Source organism: Paludibaculum fermentans (genome assembly GCF_015277775.1).
GTDB lineage: Bacteria > Acidobacteriota > Terriglobia > Bryobacterales > Bryobacteraceae > Paludibaculum > Paludibaculum fermentans.
In genome coordinates, this window is record NZ_CP063849.1 from 2469266 (window position 1) to 2487472 (window position 18207).

The following is an 18207-nucleotide window of genomic DNA, read 5'->3' on the forward strand; positions in this document are numbered from 1 at the left end:
GACATGAAGTTCGTTTCCATCTGGTGTGCGGCGCCTGTGCTGTTTGCGGCTCTCGCCGGATCAGCGGCTGCCCAACCCGTGACTGTCCGGATAGATGCCACGCGCCCGGGGTCGCCCATCAGCAGGCTGGTGTTTGGCGGCTTCATGGAGCCCGCCACGACCCAGGTGTGGGCTGAGATGCTCGCCGACCGGAAGTTTTTCTACGAGGTCAACTCGAAACCGGAGCCCGCCGCTCCGGCTGGAGGGTTCGGCCGGCGTGGGCCGCGCCGGCGATGGCTGCCTGTCGGCGGGGATCAGTTCGTGGTGATGGACAGCAAGAGCCCCTACGTGGGGGAGTGGAGTCCGCTGATCCAGGTGGAGGCGGGAACACCGCGCGGCATCAGCCAGCCGGGGATTGCGCTCCGCGCCGGCCGGGCCTATGTGGGCCGAGTTGTATTGAGCGGCAGTCCGGGGATCAAAGTGGACGTGAGCCTGATCTGGGGACCGAATCCGGAGGACCGGCAGACGGTGAGCCTCGCAAAGCTGACAGGGGGCTATGCGAAGTACCCACTGAAGTTCACGGCTAAGGCTGACGCCACGCAGGGCCGTTTTGAGATCACGGGGAGCGGCGGCGGGTCGTTCCACATCGGGGCCGCGTCCTTGATGCCGGCTGATAATATCTCGGGGTTCAAAGCAGCCAGTGTGCGCCTGTTGAAGGAACAGGGGATCGAGATTGCCCGGTGGCCCGGCGGAAACTTTGTTTCGGCCTACGACTGGCGCGACGGGCTCGGCGACGCGGACAAGAGGCCGCCGCGGCGAGAATTGGCGTGGAACGGGATGGAAACGAACGACATGGGGCTCGACGACTTCATGACGTTCTGCCGTCTGCTGATGGCGGAACCTTACATTGCGGTGAATACGGGATTGGGCGACGATCACTCGGCCGCTGAAGAGGTCGAGTACGTGAACGGTCCGGCGACCAGCCCGATGGGCAAGCTGCGCGTGGCCAACGGGCATGCGACTCCCTATGGCGTGAAGATCTGGGGGATCGGCAACGAAATGTACGGTCCGTGGCAATGGGGCCACATGGATGTGACGCAGTACCCGGACAAGCACAATCTGTTCGTCAAGGCGATGCGGAAGGTCGACCCGACGATCAAAGTGATCGCTTCGAGCGCGACTCCGGAAGAGTTGTCCTGGACGTATATTGAAAACCGCCAGTTGGGCACTTTCCCGGAACGGGAGGCGGTGAACGACAAGGTGCCGTTCGCTTTCGGCACGAAGTACGACTGGACAGGGGCCCTGCTGGCGCATTCAGCGGAGTACATCGACTACCTCGGCGAGCATTTCTACGGCTACCCTCACCTGGCAATCGATGGCCCCGGGCAGCAGTTTGTCGAGGCGAACGACTCCACAGCGGATCGGGTGCGGCGCATGCCGAACAAGGTCCAGATGAAGTTCGAGGCGTGGGAAGAGTACCTGAAGCGGATGCCGTCGCTGAAGGGGAAGGACATCCGGTTCGCCTTCGACGAATGGGCGCCTAGGAACAGGCCGGTGAGTGCGTCGAGCACGGCTCCGGCCAGCAGCCTGATGTTGAATCCGATGACGAATGCGCTGGTGTATCACGAATTCTTCCGGCACTCGGACATGGTTGCCTTGGGCGTGGCCACGGGCGGGATGGGTACGCTGGCCCTGGATCCTTTCGGCGAGGCCATCGGCTTGCGGATGGAGGGACTGGTGATGAAGGTGCTGCACGACCGGTTTGCCGGCGCGCTGCCTGTCGCCGTCAGTGGGGATTCCCCGCAACGCACCATCAAGGGCACGGTATGGGTGGACCTGCCGGAACGTCCTTCGGGCAGCTCCACGTATCCTTTAGATGTGGTTGCGGCGCTGAGCGCCGATCGCAGGAAACTCGCAATCTCCGTTGTGAATCCGACGGAAACGACTCAGGAGTGTGACTTGAACCTCGCCGGAGTCAGGACGGGAGGATCTGTGAAACTCTGGCAGTTGACTGCGCCTCCAGGGAGTGCGCCGGCGCCCAGCGTTCCCGGACGCGGAGGGTTCAGCGGGCCTCCAGCGACGATGGCGGAGAGTTCGTTAGCTGAAGCACCACGCAAGCTGACGCTTGCACCCGCGAGCATCACCGTCTACGAGTTCGAACTGAGTCAGTAGCAGGCGCCCAGACGCGGAGACCGCCGCGGGCACGGCGAAACGCCAGAGAACCGGATGAGCCACGGCTCCGTTCAACTCAGCAAGTGAGTGAACGGAGCCGTGATTTGTTGAGAGTCCCTCAGAAGTAGAACTTCGCGCCGAGTTGGATCACCCGGGTGGTTTGGCCTTGCAGGCCGGAACCAACCTTGCCGAAGTTGACGGAGCGGATGCCGCGGTCGACTGAACCGGGCTGGATGTTGTAGTGGTTGAAGAGGTTGTAGAACTCCGTGCGGAGTTCGGCGCGGCGCGTTTCCCCGATGCGGAACTGCTTGTTCACCGAGAAATCCACGTTGATGAGGCCGGGCAGGCGGATGGCCCCGGTGCGGGCGGAGTTGCCGTAGCTGCCGAAGGCGGGTTCAGCGAAGGCCGCCGTGTTGAACCAGCGCTGGTAGCTGCGCTCGCCCGAGTCCAGGTTCGCCTTCTGGCCGGCGACCATGTCAGGACGGGAGCCGACGCCGGTGCCGGTGGTGTCGACGCCGAAGGAGACCTCGGCCGGGAAGCCGCTCTGGCCCACGATGATGGAGGACGCCTGCCAGCCGCCCAGCAGGGAGCGCATCACGGAAGGGGCGCCCGTGAAGAAGGGGATGTCGTACACAACCGACTGTACGAAGCGCTGGGTGACATCGAAACCGCAGAGCGAGTGTTCGCCACGCATGTCGTAGATGTTCTGGAGGGTGCCGATGAAGGAGCCGCCGCCGATGTCGGCGCCGATGTCGCTGGGGCCGGAGAGGCACTTGGACCAGGTGTAAGAGGTGAGCAGGTTGAGGCCGCGGCTCATGCGGCGGTCGGCGCGCACCTGGAGGGAATGGTAGTTGGAGTTGCCGATCGACTTGTCGCCCTGGATGGAGCGCTGGAAGGCCTGATTGGGGCGCCGGGCGTTGATGGAGGCGAGGCCGGGCGTGCGGGGATCCACCAGCACATCAGGCCGGTTCATCGACGGCAAGGTCACGCTGAGGCGCGTGCTCTTGGAGGCGACATAGCCGGTGTCCAGGACGAAGCCGCCGATGATCTTCTTCTGGAGGGTGAGGTTCCACTGCTGGATGTAGGCGTCGCGATAGTTGGGATCGTTGGACGGAACGGCATTCAGCTGGGGCGTGGGCGAGAGCGCGCTGGCGAACGGGTCGTTGAAGAAGACCGTCGGCTTGCCGGCCGGGGCTCCGTCGACCTGATAGCTACCCTTGGCCTGGGAGGATTCGGTCATGCCGAAGGGGGCGTTGGGGTGCACGTGATTGTAGTAGATGCCATAGCCGGCGCGGACGACGAAGTCCTTGACATAGGAGGGGCGCCAGGCGAGGCCTACGCGCGGGGCGAAGTTGTTCTTGTCGCCGCTGACCATGCGCGGGTAGCTGGCGGTGGCGGGCGTTACGAGTTTGGTGACGTAAACGCCGTTCTGCTCGATGTTGGCCATGCGGCCCTGGGAGTCGAAGAGGGGCTGGAGGTAGTCGTAGCGCAGGCCGAGGTTGACGGTGAGGTTGGGGGTGACCTTCCAGTCGTCCTGGACGAAGTAGCTCTGCCAGAGACCCTTCAGGTCGGTATTGGTGTGATCCGGATTGATTTCGGCGTACTTGACGTAGCCGAGCATGAAGTCGGCCAGGGAGGACCCGGTGTAGCTGCCGTCGAAGCGGAAGGTGCCGCGGGCGTTGCGGGCCTGCTCAAAGGTGAAGCCACGGCGGACGAAGTCGGCGCCGATCTTGATGAAGTGCTTGCCACGCTGCATGGAGACGATGTCGTTGAAGTTGTAGACAGCGTTGGCGCGGACGCGGGGCCCGATCTGGCGCTGGAGGTCGAAGACGCTATAGCCGCCGTCCAGGCCGTTGGCGATGGAGATGCTGGGCGGGCCGAAGTCGATGGGGAGGCGGGAGACGAGCGGGAGCTTCATGGCACCGGCGATATCGAAGGCCGGATTGTTGGTGGTGCCGAAGATCTCGTTCTCGGTCATGTCGTTCCAACCGAAGCGGGCTTCGTTGACGATGGAGGGGCTGAACATCCGCGTCCAAGTGCCGGCGAGGTTCTGGGTCTGGGCGTCGTTGTCGCGGACGTCATTGCCCCAGTAAGGAGTGCCCTTCTCCTTGGTGGAGTTCCGGACATAGCGGAAGGCCAGGGCGTCCTTCGAGGTGAGGTTATGGTCCAGGCGGTAGGTGTAGTTATCCTGGGTGGCAACGGCGCTCTGAGGGGTGTTGATGAAGTTCTGGGTGCCGACGGCGGTGTTGGCTTCGGGAGTGAACTTGAGGAACTCGACGGCCTGGGGGCTCAGCAACGACTTGGGAATCTGGTTGTTGACGATGCCGGCGGCCATGGGATCCTTCAGCGTCAGCGGCTGTCCGGTGCGGGCGTCGCGGAGGGCGCTGAAATCGCCATTCCGCATGGCAGTGGGCGGCACCAGGCGGTAGGAGGCGGTGGCGCCGGAAGCAAGGCGGCCACTTTCCCAGTTAAAGAAGAAGAAGGTCCTGTTTTTACCGTTGTAAATCTTGGGCAGCTCAACAGGACCACCGATGTTGGCTCCGAACTGATTGCGGTTGAGGCGGGGATTGGCGACAGAGGTCTTGGCGATGGCGTCGTAGGTCTGGGTGAGGGCATCGTTGCGGTTGAACTCCCAGAGAGTCCCTCGGAACTGATTGCCGCCCCGGCGCGTGAGGATGGAGACCTGGCCACCCGGGGAGCCGCCGTATTCCGCAGAGAACGTGGAGGTTTCGACACGGAACTCGGCGAGGGAGTCGACGGAGAGCGCGAAGGGGTAAGTGTAGGCGTCGTAGTCCATGAACTCGACGCCGTCCAGATAGAAGCGGTTGTTCGTATCACGGGCGCCGTTGGCCGACATGCCGGTACCGCCGAAGGCGGAGGAAGTTTCACCGATGGAGCCGCGGCCGCGCCGGACGGAGATGGAGCCAGGCGTGCCCGGATTCACGCCGGGGATCAACTGGGCGAGTTGGATGAAGTTGCGGCCGTTGAGCGGCAGGTCGACGATCTTCTCGGCATTGATTACCGCGCCGACAGAGGTGGATTCAGTTTGAAGCGCCGCGATGTTACCGGAGACGTTAAGGGTCTGGGTGACGTCGCCGATCTCGAGGCCGAGATCGAGGCGGGCGGTCTGGCCAACCTGCAGAACAAAGGAGTCGATCTGGAAGGTTCGGAAGCCCTTCGCAGTGGCCGTCAGGGAGTAAGAGGCGGCGGGCAGGAAGGGCAAGGAGAAGGCGCCGCTGGCTTCCGTGGTGGTTTCGCGAGCGACATTAGTCTGGAGATTGGTGACCTTGACCAGGACACCTGGAAGTCCCGCGCCACTCGGATCGGTGGCAATGCCAGTAACCGTACCTGTGATCTGTTGGGCGGAGAGGAGAGTGGAGAACAGTAACGCAAGCGAGACGAGTCTTGACGTCAGCATCATGGTGAGCCCCTTGTTCAGTAATCTTGACTCCAGGTATCATGGCCAGCCGGAACGCCGAGGAACAAGTGAATTCTCGCGAATTCTCCGCGAAGAGTTTCTGCAACTCATTCATATCCTTGAGGTGTTACTATTCCTCATATGCTGAGGGATGCACCATTCCGCGAGAAGTCCAGGTTCGCCTTGCCGGCGGAAATGGATGACCGCTGGGCGGTAGTGGAACGGGTGTGTAACTCGGCCCCCCTGCAGAGGTCAGCAAAGTTACGGGACCTGCTGATCTATCTGTGCCACCGCTGCTGGGTGGATGGAGTATTGGAGATCAGGGACCACGACATCGGCGTGGACGTATTCCAACGGACGGCGGACTACGACTCGGCGCAGGACACCCTGGTTCGCGTCCAGGCATCGCAGTTGAGGAAGCGGCTGGAACGTTACTTCAGCGACGAAGGCAGGGACGAACCCATGGTGCTGGAGATCGCCAAGGGGACTTACGAACCTATATTGCGGGAGCGGGCGGGCGCGGCCGTCTCGCCAGTCTCGGAATCCTCGACCACCGCCGAGGCGGCGCGCCCCCAGTGGACCGTCCGGCTGCTGGCCATGGCGTGCCTGATCCTCACCTGCCTGTGCGGGTGGCTGGCCATGCGCCACCCGGAGCCGGCCATCGAGGGGAACGTATTGCGGCGCTTCTGGACGGCATTTTCGCCTCCAGGGCAGGAGACCACTGTGGTCATCGCGGATTCCACATTCTCAGCCGTGCAGGACATCGTTCACCGGCCCATCCTGGTGAGCGAGTACATCAGCCGCGGCTATCGCGCGGAATTGGACCGGCCGGACTACACTGCCGAGAAAAAAGATATCCTGCGCTATTTGATGGAGAGGCGGTACACCTCCCTGGCCGACGTGATGTTGATGAAACGGCTGTGGGCCGCCGGCGTCCTTAATCCCGCGCATACGTCCGTACTCTATTCCCGCGACCTGAACCTGCGGAGTTTTCAGAAGGGCAACCACATCCTCGTGGGTTCCAGGAGGGCCGTGCCCTGGGTGGACCTGTTCGACGAATCGCTGGACTTCCACTTCGTCTACGACGAAAAGACCCGAAGTGTCAGAGTGGAGAACCGCCGGCCCGGAGCGGGCGAGCCGGCATCCTTCGCCCTGCCGGGATCCGGGAAGGGGCTAGAAGAGCGATTCTCCGTGGTGGCCTTCCTGCCGAACGCCAGCAAGACCGGTAATGTGCTGATTCTCTCGGGCCAGGAGATGTCGGGCACTGAAGCGGCGGCAAACCTGGTGACCACCGACCGCCTGTTCCAGGAGGTACTGGCGAAGCTGCCGGAAAGGTCCGGCGAACTTCCGCATTTTGAGGCGCTCCTGCGGGTGAAGCAGGTGGAGTACACGCTGCAGAGCTTCGAGATCCTCGCCGTACACGCACACTAACCCGGTGGGCTTGGCGGCAGAGTGGCTGGTCCGCACGCCGGCCTCCGCCAGCAGCGATGATGCCGCGTCCTCATCCCTGAAGTGATCACCGTTTCTGCCGCTGCCATTCGTGGAGGAAGGACTGCTCTCGCTCCGTTACGTATTTCGAGTAACCGGCGGGGTCGATGAAGACCTTGACACCCTGGGCCGGCAGACGGGCGAACTTGCCTTCGAGGCCGTAGTAGTCCCCGTGAGCACCCAGGAAGATGTCGCAATGCAGGGCTTTCAGAGTCGCGAAGGTCCGCTGGAAGTCCTGGGCGATCCCGGGATACAGAGAGTTCCTGACGAGTTGGAAGCCGGCGTTCACGTTGACGCTTCCGACGATGACTGCGTCATAGGTCCTGCCGGCTTCGGTCACCTGCATGGTCCAGGTGGTGCAGCCCTTGGTGTGGCCTGGCGTGAGATGGGCAGTGAGGACGGTTCCGCCAAGTTTCACCTGGTCTCCGTCCTGGAGGGCGCGGTCGACTTTGGCCGGGGGATAGAAAGATCGCGGCGAGTTCCGGTAGAAGAAGTCGGATCTGCCACCATCTTCGGTTACGGCGACGTCAGGCTCCATGACTTCGTACCGGGCGCCGGTGCGCTGCTTCACCAGCGCGCTGCCCGCGTTGTGGTCCCAGTGGGCGTGGCTGATCAGGAGGATCCTGACGTCGGCGAACCGGAAGCCGAGCTGCGTGATGCTCGACTCGATCAGGGGCACGGAGCTTTCCAATCCGCTGTTGATGAGGATGTGCCCTTCCGGCGTGGTGATCAGGTAGGAGGCGAGCCCCCGCGTGCCGACGTAGTAGAGATTGCCGGCAATGCGATGAGGTGGAAAGGGCTCGCTCCAGCTTTTGGCGTTCTGTGCCGCCGCTCCCGCCGCGAAGACCGCGGCGAGAAGGCATCGGATCGCGATGTTGAGCATCTGGTGTTCATCAGAAAACGTACTTCAACGCGAACTGCATCTGCCGCATGCTCACGGCGGTGGACGTGATGCGGCCGAAGTTGGCGCTGCTCAGATTCGAGGTCGGGAAACCCCAGACCGGGTGATTGAACAGGTTGTAGCACTCCCAGCGGAACTGGAGTTCGTGTCCTTCCAAGGGCAGGCGGAAGTTCTTCTGCACATTGGAGTCCAGCATGAAACCGGCAGGCCCGGGCACGGAGTTGCGCGCGGCATTTCCAAACTGGTAGACCGGCTGAAGGACGAAGGCGGCGGTATTGAACCAGCGCTCCGTGGTGGGTGTATCAAGATTGACCGGTTGGCCGGAAGCATCCGGGCGATCGGTGTTGATGTTGGTGTTGGCGCGGTTCACGCCGGCGCTGGGATTGATGTGGAATCCGGAGCGCCATGTGCTGATGCCACCTACCTGCCACCCTCCGGCCAGGGCATCCAGGAAGCCATTTCGAATCGCCATCTTGCGGCCCTTGCCGAATGGAACATCGTAGAGGCCGGAGACGACCAGGCGGTGCCGGTTGTCGAAGGCGGAAAGACCGCGATCACAGAGCATGCAACGGCCATCCTGCGAGAAGAGGGAGTCGCTATCGGAGGTGCGAATCCCACTGGTCGTATCGATCGACTTCGACCAGGTGTAGGAAACCAGCGCGGTGAGCCCGCTGGAGTAACGCTTGGTCAACTTGGTTCCCAATGAGTTGTAATTGGCGCGGCCGCCGTTCTCGACGAGCACGAGCAGCCCCCAATTCGGATAAGGCGACCGGCTGGCGTTTGAGCCGGGGCCAGGCACCGCCGCGCTGACTCCGCGGTAGGATTCCAGGTGTCGGCTGACCGAGCCGAGATAGCCAGCTTCGAAGGACAGATCCTTGCCGAGTTCACGCTGTACATTGAACAACCACTGCATGGAATAAGGTGTCCGGCGGTCGTACTTATTGGAGAACGCCTGGGGTGTAAGAATGTTTGCGACTGAGCCGCTCAAGGCCGCCGCTCCGGTAGCCCAGGTCACTGTTGGGAAATCGGAATTGTCGTCGTTGCGGGTGCGGCCGGCGGCATTCCGCGCGACATCGAAGCGGGGGTTGCCTTGGTCCTGGTTATAGAACATGCCGGCTCCAGTTCGAATCACCCACTTGGAGGTGGGGCTCCAGGCGAGTCCGATCCGCGGTGCGAAGTCGTTGTTGTCGCGATTCACCAGGCGATTCCCAAGACGGCCATCCTGTACCAGTGGGATGTTCGGCCAGCGCACCCTCAATCCGCTGTAGGGGTCGCCGGAACTCACCCCCTGGCGGAGAAACACGGGATAGCGACTCTGGTCTGCCACGTTCGGGATATTGTCGAAGGCATTGAAGAAAACGGTGGTGAGATTGCCCGAGATGTCTTCCCACGGTGGCGTATTCTCATAACGCAAGCCGAAGGAGAGGGTTACCTGGGAGCTCAGTTTCCAGACGTCGTCCACATACAGCGCGAAGCTTGTGGCCCGAAACTGGGCCGCCGCAATTTGTGCCGCCACTTCGGTGAGCGTGACATTGCCCAGCAGGAATGATGCGAAAGCATCGCCCTGGGTGGGGAGACCGGATCCCGCGGTCAGGGCTCGCGGGTCTTGCGTAGGGTTGACGGCGAAGCTGAAGCTGCCGCGTCCGAACTGATTGCCCACCTGATTGAACTGATCCCGGCGGACTTCGCCACCGAAGCGGAAGGAATGCCGGCCTCTGGTGATGGAAGTGTTATTGAGGAACTGGAGCGTACTGTTCTTGTTTTCAAACGGCCCGTCGGTGCTGTCTCCAATGCCCTGGTAGTTGGCAATTCCGATGGACGGAATGCCCCAAGAGACGGGGTCGCCGCCCTTCAACCCTGGAATCGCGAGTTCATCCACGACATTCCGCTGGAAGGCCAGGAGCGTGCCCACCGAGTTGTAGAAACGCGTATAGCCAAAGCGGGTTTCCGTCACCATCGAGGGGGACAGAGTGCGGGTATTCGAACCCATGTACTGTTCGAGGTTGGTGACCAGTTTGGTGCCGTTCTGGTTGAGGCCAGGTGTGGACTCGTTCTCGTCGCCCCAACTGTAGCGGCCGGCCCACGAGGATTTGGGTGACTCGTTGTAGTCGAGGCGGACGATGAACTGATCTCGGTTCTGCGGGCGGGCCAGCGCCTGGACGTAGTTGTTGGTGACGCCGGGCAGGGTGGGGTTCTGGTAGAACTCGAGCAGTTTCTTGGACGTCGGGCTGATGCGGCTGGCCGGAATCACGTTGCCGGCAAAAGGAGTGCCGGTCAGGGTGCCGTCGGCAGCGCGGGTACGGGTGAGCGGGTCGTAGATCCGGCTGGATAGGGAAGTGTAATCCCCGGTCTGGAACGCCGCCGGTGCAAGTGAGAAGAGTCCTGTCGTGTTGCCCCGTTTGCGGAACGATTCATAGTTCCCCATGAAGAACAGTTTGTCCTTGCCATTGAAGACGCGCGGGAGCCAAACCGGACCGGCCAGGGTGAAGCCGTACTGATTCCATTTGAAGGGGTCTTTCACCGGTCGCAGGGAAGTGAACGCGTAGCCGGTGGAGTCCAGCTTGTCATTGCGCAGAAACTCGAAGACGGTGCCGTGATACTGATTCGTGCCGGACTTGGTCAGGACATTGATCTGGGTGGTCTGTCGGCCGAACTCCGCCGGATAGATGCCGGTCTGCGCCTTGAACTCCTGAAGTGCATCGACAGACGGCATGACGACAAACGTGTTGAAGTTGGGGTCAGTATTCTCTACACCGTCCAGGGTGTAGTGGTTGAAGTTCGTGCGCTGGCCGGCCACGGAGATCGTCTGAGAGGCCCGGATGCCGCCTTGCCGTGCTCCGGCCTGCCCCTGGGTGGAGAAGCCGGTGGAGACGTTGGGTGCGAGCGAGACCAGTTGGAGGTAGTTGCGCCCGTTCAGGGGCAGTTCGACGATCCGTTTGTTCTCGATGACGGTGCCGACCGTGGCGTTTTCGTTGACCATCAGCGGACTGGCGACCACTTCGACGGACTCGGATACCTGGCCCAGCGGCAGCTCGAAATCGAGGCGGGCATTCTGCTGGACCTGGATCTCGACCTGAGTGCGGAGTAAAGTCTTGAACCCTGCCCGTTCGGCTCGCACCGTATAGATGCCGGGCGGGAGGGAGGGAAACGCATACCCGCCCGCCTCATTGGTGAGCGCGGATCTTTGGGCATTGGTTCCCGTGTTGATCACGGTGATGATGGTCTCCGGAACGGCGGCTCCGCTGGTGTCCCGGACTTCACCGGCGATCGAACCCAGTGTTTGTCCGAAAAGGCCCACGGTCCCAGATAGAAGGCACGCCGCCAGAAACAGGCGGCTACCCACTGAGCTTTGCAACATGGCATCTCCCTCTGCAGCGCAATCCAGTGCGCGAATTGAGTAGTGCGAAGGTAAGGGAATTGCAGGAGGGAGAGCAAGAGATCGCGGCTAGAGGTAACCGCTACCGCTGGTTAGCGACAGAAGCCGTTTGGAATCAATGTGGTTACAAGCCGATGAGCAGTGGCTACAGTCACTTTTCGGGTGTTAATTCCAGCGCATTCACTACCGCATACTGGACGACTGGTTCGAAGGTGACGTCGATGCGGCCCTGGGCGTTGGGGACCAGTCCGTGGAACACCTTCTCGATACTGTGCCGTTCGCCGGCTTCCTTAAAGATCTCGAAGCGATTGAGAAGGGTCACACCGCCACTGAGCACATTGAAGATCCGGCTGCCGGAGCCGCCCTTGCCGCGATTGTGGGGGCCGAAGTAGGTCTCGGCGAAGAGAAGCCGGAGCCGGTAGCGGCCGGGAGGAACCGGGAAGCGGTAGGTGAAGTTGCCATAGCGTTGCGAGAGGAACAGCTCGGGATCCTGCGTGCCGGTGACGGTTTCGCCATCGGAGATCTGCCGGCCGCCGGTGTAGTAGCGGTCCAACTCCCAGAGATTTCCTTCCTGGTCTGTGAAGTTTGCGTTCCGGGTGAAGATCCGGATGGGGAGGGGCCGGCCGGTATTATTTGGGATGACTTCGATGGCATTCAACCAGGCGCCGGAGAGAATGGGTTTGAAGTCCAGCGTGAGGAAGCCGTTCTCGGGAGAGACATTCGTGAAGACGCGGATGTCGGACGTGTTCGTGCCTCCCGCATCGGCTGCGATGTCGAAAGATGACAGCAGGGGCTGACCGTTCATCAGGACGTCGAAGATTCTACGATTCTCCACTCCGTCCCCAAGCTCCGTCGGAAGAAAGATGACTTCAGAAAAGTAGAGCCTCAGGTCGTACTTGCCCGCCGGGAGTGGGATGCGGTAAGAGAAGTTGCCGAAACGGAAGCTGCGGAAGTAGAGCTGATCTGGTGCCCAGCGGATGGTTCTCACGGGGACGCCCATCTCCTTGCCTCCAAATTGCCAATGGTTCTGCTCGCCGCCGGAGAAATACCGGTCGCCGGACCATTCCACGCCGAAGCGGTCCACTGACCGTTCAGTGGAAGCACCGGCCAGGATGCGGACCGGTCGAGGGATCCCGCCGCCCGGAAGGGGGTCGCGATCGGCGGAACCGCGGGCGGGTGTCGCGGGCGCGGCCGCCTGGCGCCGGTACGGCAGAAAAAGAATCACTGCCGTTGCGGCCAGGAGCACAGAAGCTGCAAGACAGGCGATGAGGATACGCGTTCTCGAGTGCTTCGCCGGGACGGCCGGGATGTCGTCGGAGCTAGGCTCCGGGTCAGTAACTGCGGGTTCGAATTCAGGTTGGTAGGTGCCGGCCGGAATCACGATGCGAAGGGGTTGAGACGCTCCCTCTTCCGCGTAATAGTTCCGCAGACGCTTGCGCAGGCGGGACACCTCGACCCGAACGACAGAGTCGCGTTTCTCGCCAAAGCTCTCGCTCCGGCCATAGACCTCGGTCGCGATGCTGAACTCCTTGATCTCGTGAAACCGGCCTTCAAAGGTCTTTTCACAGAGATACTTCAGGAGTTTGGCAAGGGCGGGCGCCCGTGAGAACTCCTTGGAATCCAGAACTGCGTTGAGGGCAGCTCTTCGCTCTTCCAGCAGAATCGCCGCGTTGGATGTCATAGCCCCGAATTTAGTCGAGATTGTATCACCTAAATCGAGGAACCCCCACACGGGATATTCGACACATTGTCCGGGAGGGAATGGGCGGAGGTAGATGTAGAGGGTTCGAAGCACCGAGGGCCGGTGGATGCGGCCCTCGGCGCGTGGTTCCGGCTAGCCCAGCAGGATCTTGCGTACTTCGCCTTCGGGATCATCCACCATGCGGCAGTGGTTGTCGAAGACCATTGTCTGGCCGCGGGCCGGATCGGTGGGTGTCCACGTCAGGCCGGGCTGACTGGGGTTACCCGTCCTGGCGAAGTTGGTCCTGGCAGTGGCTCAGGGAGCCGATCTTCTTACTTTCTGAACAACCGTTGAGCGAACTCGTATAAGGATCGCCGCCAGGTGAGCCACTCGTGATCGGTGCCTGGCGAGTCGTAGGCGACGTACTTGACACCAACTTTGTCGAGTTCCGCTCGTGCATGCCTGGCCGCGTCCAGCCGCGATTGCTCGGCAGTGCCGGCGGCGATGAACAGCAAATGGCATTTCCGATTGAACGGCTCCCCGTCGTTCAGCACTCCGCCGTAGGAGGTCCTGGCATCCAGGTCGCGCATGACCGTACCGCTGAACGATCCGAAGTGGCTGAACGTATCGAGGTGCCCCAGTCCGACCTGCATGGCGTAGGCCGCGCCCATCGAGAGGCCCGCCACGGCACGGTGATCACGATCCGCGAGGGTTCGATAGTGTTTGTCGAGGGCAGGCAGCAGATCCTTCACGACGACATCCCCGAAAGTGGGAGAAACCACGATGCGGAAGGACCCGGGCGGACCGGCCGGAGGACGCAGCGACGGGGGCGTTTCTCCAGGCTTGAAAGCGTAGCTGTTGTCGATGACGACGATCATGGGCACAGCCTTCTTCTCCGCGATCAGGTTGTCGAGGATGATGTCCGTTCGTCCCTGAACCACCCAGCCGCGCTCGTCTTCTCCACCCCCGTGCTGGAGAAGAAGGATTGGGTAGCGGGCTTTGACATGGGAGTCGTAGCCTGGCGGTGTGTAGACGAAGGCGCGCCGCCAGGATCCAGTCACGCTGGAGTAGTAGCGGAACTGACGCATCTCTCCATGGGGCACATTCTTGACCTCGTAGAAGTCCACGCCCTGCTCGGGAATCTCAATCCCGCTGGATTGGCGGCTGGATCCATAGAAGGTCTCACTGCCGGGATCGTTCACCGCGACGCCGTCAACCACCAGGGAGTAGTAGTGGAAGCCCGCCACCTGCGGCGGTAGTGTCACGCTCCATGTGCCGTCATCGGAGCGCGTCATGTCGTAGTCCTTGCCGAGACGGACCTGGACCTTGCGCGCCTCCGGCGCCTTGAGCCGGAATGTCACGCGGAGATCGGAATAAATCCGTGGATACTCAGCCCCCGGGACATTCGAACCAGCAGGTTTCGAGTCATCAGCGGGCTGTGCCAGTCCGAGGGCGCATACCAGAAGGACGGTCCAGATGCGGATCATTTCGCCTCCTTGAACAGCCTGGGCGCGAAATCGTGGAGCGCCCGGCGCCAGGTGAGCCACTCGTGGCTGGTGCCTTCCGACTCGATGTAGATATGCCGGATGCCGGCGTTGGTGATGGCCTCACGAAATCCCTGCATGCCCTTGTACATGGGTGCGGGCTCGGCGGTACCGGTGCCGATCCAGACCAGCTTCATCCGTTTATTGAAGGCCTGCGCATCGGCCAGGACGCCGTTGAAATCGGTCTTCGTGTTGATGACCGGGCCGCCATTGCCGCCGGGCACCCCACTGAAGCCGCCCACATAGGCGAATTTGTCGAGATTGTGCAGTACAATTTCGAAGGTCTGGCCGCCGCCCATGGAGAGCCCGGCCATGGCGCGATGGTCCCGATCGGGCAACGTGCGATAGCGGGCGTCGATGGCGGGGATCAGGTCGTCGACGACCACTTTCTCGAATGCGGGGAGGGAGGAGAGCCGGCGCATGTCGAACGGTTCGCCGGGCGCGCGGACATATGGCTTCTCACCCGCCATCACCGCATAACCCTTGTCCATCACGATGAGCATGGGCACGGCCTGCTTGCGGTCGATCAGGTTGTCGAGAATGATGTCGGCACGGCCCTGGACCGTCCAGCCGCGTTCATCCTCTCCGCCACCGTGCTGCAGGTAGAGCACGGGATACCTGAGTTTCGGGTTCAAGTCATAGCCGGGCGGCGTGTACACAAACGCCCGGCGCCAGGCTCCGGTCACTTTGGAGAAGTAGCGGATCTGACGCACCTCGCCATGCGGCACAGCCTGGACCTCGTAGTAGTCCGCATCCTTCTCCGGAATCTCGATTCCGCTGGACTGGCGGCTGGTGCCGTAGAACGCCTCGCTGCCTGGATCGTTCACGGCCACGCTATCCACCACCAGGGAGTAATAGTGGAATCCGGGCACCTGTGGAGGTATGGTGACGGTCCAAACGCCGTCGTCCGCGCGCACCATGTCGTAGGTTTGACCCAGGCGGACCTGGACCAGCTTCGCCTCAGGCGCCTTGAGCTGGAAGGTCGCCCGGAGATCGGGATGGACTCGGGGATACTGCGCGCCCATCACGTTTGTGGAGGCGGGTTTTGAATCGCCGGCAGGTTGGCCCCAGGCGGAGGCGCATGCAATGGCGAACCAGGCAATCGTTTTGATGTACATCGTGGAAAACCTCTTGTGTATCAGTGAGCGGCAGGGCCCTGGGTGATTCCGGGCCAGGTGTCGGTACGAAACGGCGCAGCCGGCAGGCCGCCGCGGGCGGCAGAAGCCTGGGGTGCGGCGCCGGGATGGATCTTCTTGATCAGAAACACGTCCGGGCATCGCAGCATCATCTTCGCGGCCTAATTGCGTTTCCGTTACGCATGGTTCAAAGTTTCTATCGCTGAGCGGGCTTCCAGGTGAAGCAGGAGCCATCCTTGCGGTCCGGCGCCGGTCCGGGATGATCGGCGGACACAGGGCCGGGGTCTTTTGGGGCCGCGATATAGCGGTGCGTCGCCAGAGACAGCAGTAGCGTGTCGCCCCGCTGCAGGTCCACCCACTGGAACGTCTCGGCGTCGCCTGGTATGCCCGGCTTCAATACGACCTCGCCGGATTTTCCGGCGCCCGATACGGAGACAAACTGCCCCTGCGCCGTTCGAAGCGCAATCCGGCCGCTTCCGCGATCCACAACCTGGAACGCACTCGCCTTCCCTGCCCCGTCCGAAGTGAGCAACTTGCCATCGACGACCGCCAAGCCGCGACCATTCGAAAGGCCAGAGAACGTAATCCACCGGCCGGCCGGAATCGGCTGGGTCAGCCCCCTGGGCCGCGGTTCCACAACGGTGAAGGAATCGAAGTCGGCCTGCCCCCCGGCGGCGCCGGAGGCGTTGTAGTGAAACAGCCCGAAGCGAACGCCCTGGAATGTCTTCAGCTGAAAAGCGAGCGGAAGTTCGGGGCCGATGTCCGTGAACACCTTCCCGTTCCCGCTGTAGCTGAAGCGGGCGGTGTCCTTGTCGAAATCACAGTGAACCCGAGGGTGAGCTGATCTGCCTGGCGCGAGGCGCCGACCCAGGAGTAAGGCAGGTTCAGGAGGGCCAGGCCCGCGGAATCGCCGTTTTTGAGACCCGCTGCGTCCAGTTCCGTTGTCGCGATGGATTCCGGGCCGATGGCCCGCTGCGTGAGGGTATTGCGCGCCAACCAGAAGTCCGGCGCTGGCAGCGAGTGCAGGCGCAGGAACCCTGGACGCTCAGTGAGCGACCACTTGGAGTCGTCGGGCAGATGGTTCCACTGCCAGAGAGGTTGGAGCTTGGGGCCGGCAAAAGCATCATTGCGATCGTAGGGAGCGGTGACGGGGCTGGTGCGTCCCGTATTGGGCTTCACCCAAAGCGAGGGTGTGCGGGTGAGATTGCCAGGCAGCCCGAAGTAGGGCCAACCGTCGACCCAGGTCACAGGCGACAGCGAGGTCAGGCGGCCCACGGCGTTGTGGTCCTGCATGGAGTAACCCCACCACTCGCCCGTGACGGTATCAATGATGCCGCCCTGGTGCAGGGTGAGACTGAGGTTCTCACTTGGATCAGGCGGGGTGACTTCGAACGGCGGCGTGGGCCGCCGGAAGTTCTTCGGCCGATAGCCCTGTCCAATGCCGAGGCTCTCACTCTCGCTGATCGTCTTCACTTCCCAGGGGCCGGCGAGCGTCTCAGCCCGGGCGCACTTCATCGGCACGTGGGCGCCGGGGATGGCGCTCACGATGTAGTACTTGCCCTTGAGCTTGTAGAGGTGCGACCCCTCGCCCATGCCGAGGCTCTTGTCGATGAGGACGCGGTCGGTGCCCGGCACCAGGGCGGTGAGGTCCGCATTCAACTCAACGATGCGAATCGTCGAGGCCCCGTAAACGGCGTAGATCCGGCCATCGTCATCAAACAGAACAGAGAGGTCGTGCAGCCCCTGCTGGATGCGGTTGTGCTTCCACGGACCGCGAGGGTTAGAGGCGCGGAAAACCTGCAGCCCAAAGCGGTTCACGTTGGCAAAGATGTAGTACGTCCCGTCGTGGTAGCGGAAGCTGGGCGCCCAGATGCCCTGGCCGTAAATCTCTTTGGCGTCCTCAAGCCGAAAGTCCGGACCGAGATCGAGGCGGTCGAAGGCGTAGCCGATGATGCGCCAGTTCACCAGATCCTGAGAGTGCAGGATGGGCAAACCGGGCATGGTGTGCATCGTGGTGCCGGTGAGGTAATAGTCCGGGCCGACGCGAATCATGTCGGGATCGGAAAACTCGTCGTAGAACAGGGGATTCGAGTAAGTTCCGTTTCCGTTGTCGGCGGTCCAGGAGAGAGCTTTGGGCGGCTCGGCAGAGGCCGGGACAGCCGCGCAGAGCGCCGCGAGAATGACGTAAGTCGTCAGGCAGACAGCTTTGGAGGATAGAGTCGTCATGAGTCTCTTCAGCGGATAGGGGCCGGGATGGCCCGCCCAAACGGGACGATGGCAGCGACGATCCCGAAGATGGCCGAGCGAGAAATCATCTGAAATTCTCCGGACTTGCGTGGCTCCATTCCGGTTAGTTTTCGAAGCCCCGGCGACCGTGCCTGCACGCGCTTGCAGGAATGGACAGCAGCGAGTCTATCGCGGCGGGATTCGAGAGTCAAACCTGACGCGAAGAAACACGGCCAGGCGACTTTGACTTCCAATGCCTGATGCAATAGAGTGCAGTGAAAGCGTT

At 62.1% G+C, this 18207-nt stretch carries 11 protein-coding genes; 2 read left to right on the plus strand and 9 right to left on the minus strand.

Features of this window, described 5'->3' with window-relative positions:
- Positions 1 to 3: 3 nt before the first annotated feature.
- On the plus strand, positions 4 to 2151 hold the full coding sequence (locus IRI77_RS09710) for an alpha-N-arabinofuranosidase (RefSeq protein ID WP_194451873.1): 2148 nt from the start codon (positions 4 to 6) through the stop codon (positions 2149 to 2151).
- Positions 2152 to 2269: 118 nt separating this feature from the next.
- Here IRI77_RS09710 and IRI77_RS09715 read toward each other — a convergent pair whose 3' ends face one another.
- Complete coding sequence (locus tag IRI77_RS09715; RefSeq protein ID WP_194451874.1) at positions 2270 to 5572, minus strand: TonB-dependent receptor; 3303 nt, start codon at positions 5570 to 5572, stop codon at positions 2270 to 2272.
- A gap of 192 nt (positions 5573 to 5764) precedes the next feature.
- Here IRI77_RS09715 and IRI77_RS09720 point away from each other — a divergent pair, with 192 nt between their 5' ends.
- Positions 5765 to 7000 carry a hypothetical protein gene (locus IRI77_RS09720; protein WP_194451875.1) on the plus strand — a complete coding sequence of 412 codons (1236 nt, stop codon included), beginning with the start codon at positions 5765 to 5767 and terminating at the stop codon, positions 6998 to 7000.
- Positions 7001 to 7085: 85 nt separating this feature from the next.
- Here the strand turns inward: IRI77_RS09720 and bla are convergent, their stop codons facing one another.
- From bla to IRI77_RS09755, 8 genes are all read right to left on the minus strand, one after another.
- Positions 7086 to 7940, minus strand: coding sequence for a subclass B3 metallo-beta-lactamase (bla, locus tag IRI77_RS09725; RefSeq protein ID WP_194451876.1), 855 nt, complete (start codon positions 7938 to 7940; stop codon positions 7086 to 7088).
- 10 nt (positions 7941 to 7950) lie between these two features.
- Complete coding sequence (locus tag IRI77_RS09730; protein WP_194451877.1) at positions 7951 to 11316, minus strand: TonB-dependent receptor; 3366 nt, start codon at positions 11314 to 11316, stop codon at positions 7951 to 7953.
- Positions 11317 to 11485: 169 nt separating this feature from the next.
- Positions 11486 to 13015 (minus strand): malectin domain-containing carbohydrate-binding protein, encoded by a 1530-nt coding sequence (locus tag IRI77_RS09735; protein WP_194451878.1) that lies wholly within the window; start codon positions 13013 to 13015, stop codon positions 11486 to 11488.
- Positions 13016 to 13347: 332 nt separating this feature from the next.
- On the minus strand, positions 13348 to 14502 hold the full coding sequence (locus IRI77_RS09740) for an alpha/beta hydrolase-fold protein (RefSeq protein WP_194451879.1): 1155 nt from the start codon (positions 14500 to 14502) through the stop codon (positions 13348 to 13350).
- On the minus strand, positions 14499 to 15677 hold the full coding sequence (locus IRI77_RS09745) for an alpha/beta hydrolase-fold protein (RefSeq protein ID WP_194451880.1): 1179 nt from the start codon (positions 15675 to 15677) through the stop codon (positions 14499 to 14501). The genes IRI77_RS09740 and IRI77_RS09745 overlap by 4 nt, the downstream gene beginning before the upstream one ends.
- 20 nt (positions 15678 to 15697) lie before the next feature.
- A complete protein-coding gene (locus IRI77_RS09750; RefSeq protein ID WP_194451881.1) occupies positions 15698 to 15847 on the minus strand; it encodes a hypothetical protein in 150 nt (49 codons plus the stop codon).
- Positions 15848 to 15891: 44 nt separating this feature from the next.
- Positions 15892 to 16467 (minus strand): fascin domain-containing protein, encoded by a 576-nt coding sequence (locus IRI77_RS38335; protein WP_267239375.1) that lies wholly within the window; start codon positions 16465 to 16467, stop codon positions 15892 to 15894.
- A complete protein-coding gene (locus IRI77_RS09755) occupies positions 16422 to 17921 on the minus strand; it encodes a glycoside hydrolase family 43 protein (RefSeq protein ID WP_267239376.1) in 1500 nt (499 codons plus the stop codon). Before IRI77_RS09755 ends, IRI77_RS38335 begins: the two co-directional genes overlap by 46 nt.
- Between the last annotated feature and the right edge of the window lie 286 nt (positions 17922 to 18207).

What these genes read in the sequence shown, in the direction of transcription:
- IRI77_RS09715 (WP_194451874.1), bottom strand. Translation starts at nt 5,572, where the DNA reads ATGATGCTGACGTCAAGACTCGTCTCGCTTGCGTTACTGTTCTCCACT.
- IRI77_RS09740 (WP_194451879.1), bottom strand. Translation starts at nt 14,502, where the DNA reads ATGATCCGCATCTGGACCGTCCTTCTGGTATGCGCCCTCGGACTGGCA.
- IRI77_RS09755 (WP_267239376.1), bottom strand. Translation starts at nt 17,921, where the DNA reads ATGACGACTCTATCCTCCAAAGCTGTCTGCCTGACGACTTACGTCATT.
- IRI77_RS09710 (WP_194451873.1), top strand. Translation starts at nt 4, where the DNA reads ATGAAGTTCGTTTCCATCTGGTGTGCGGCGCCTGTGCTGTTTGCGGCT.
- IRI77_RS09720 (WP_194451875.1), top strand. Translation starts at nt 5,765, where the DNA reads ATGGATGACCGCTGGGCGGTAGTGGAACGGGTGTGTAACTCGGCCCCC.
- bla (WP_194451876.1), bottom strand. Translation starts at nt 7,940, where the DNA reads ATGCTCAACATCGCGATCCGATGCCTTCTCGCCGCGGTCTTCGCGGCG.
- IRI77_RS09730 (WP_194451877.1), bottom strand. Translation starts at nt 11,316, where the DNA reads ATGTTGCAAAGCTCAGTGGGTAGCCGCCTGTTTCTGGCGGCGTGCCTT.
- IRI77_RS09750 (WP_194451881.1), bottom strand. Translation starts at nt 15,847, where the DNA reads ATGATGCTGCGATGCCCGGACGTGTTTCTGATCAAGAAGATCCATCCC.
- IRI77_RS09735 (WP_194451878.1), bottom strand. Translation starts at nt 13,015, where the DNA reads ATGACATCCAACGCGGCGATTCTGCTGGAAGAGCGAAGAGCTGCCCTC.
- IRI77_RS09745 (WP_194451880.1), bottom strand. Translation starts at nt 15,677, where the DNA reads ATGTACATCAAAACGATTGCCTGGTTCGCCATTGCATGCGCCTCCGCC.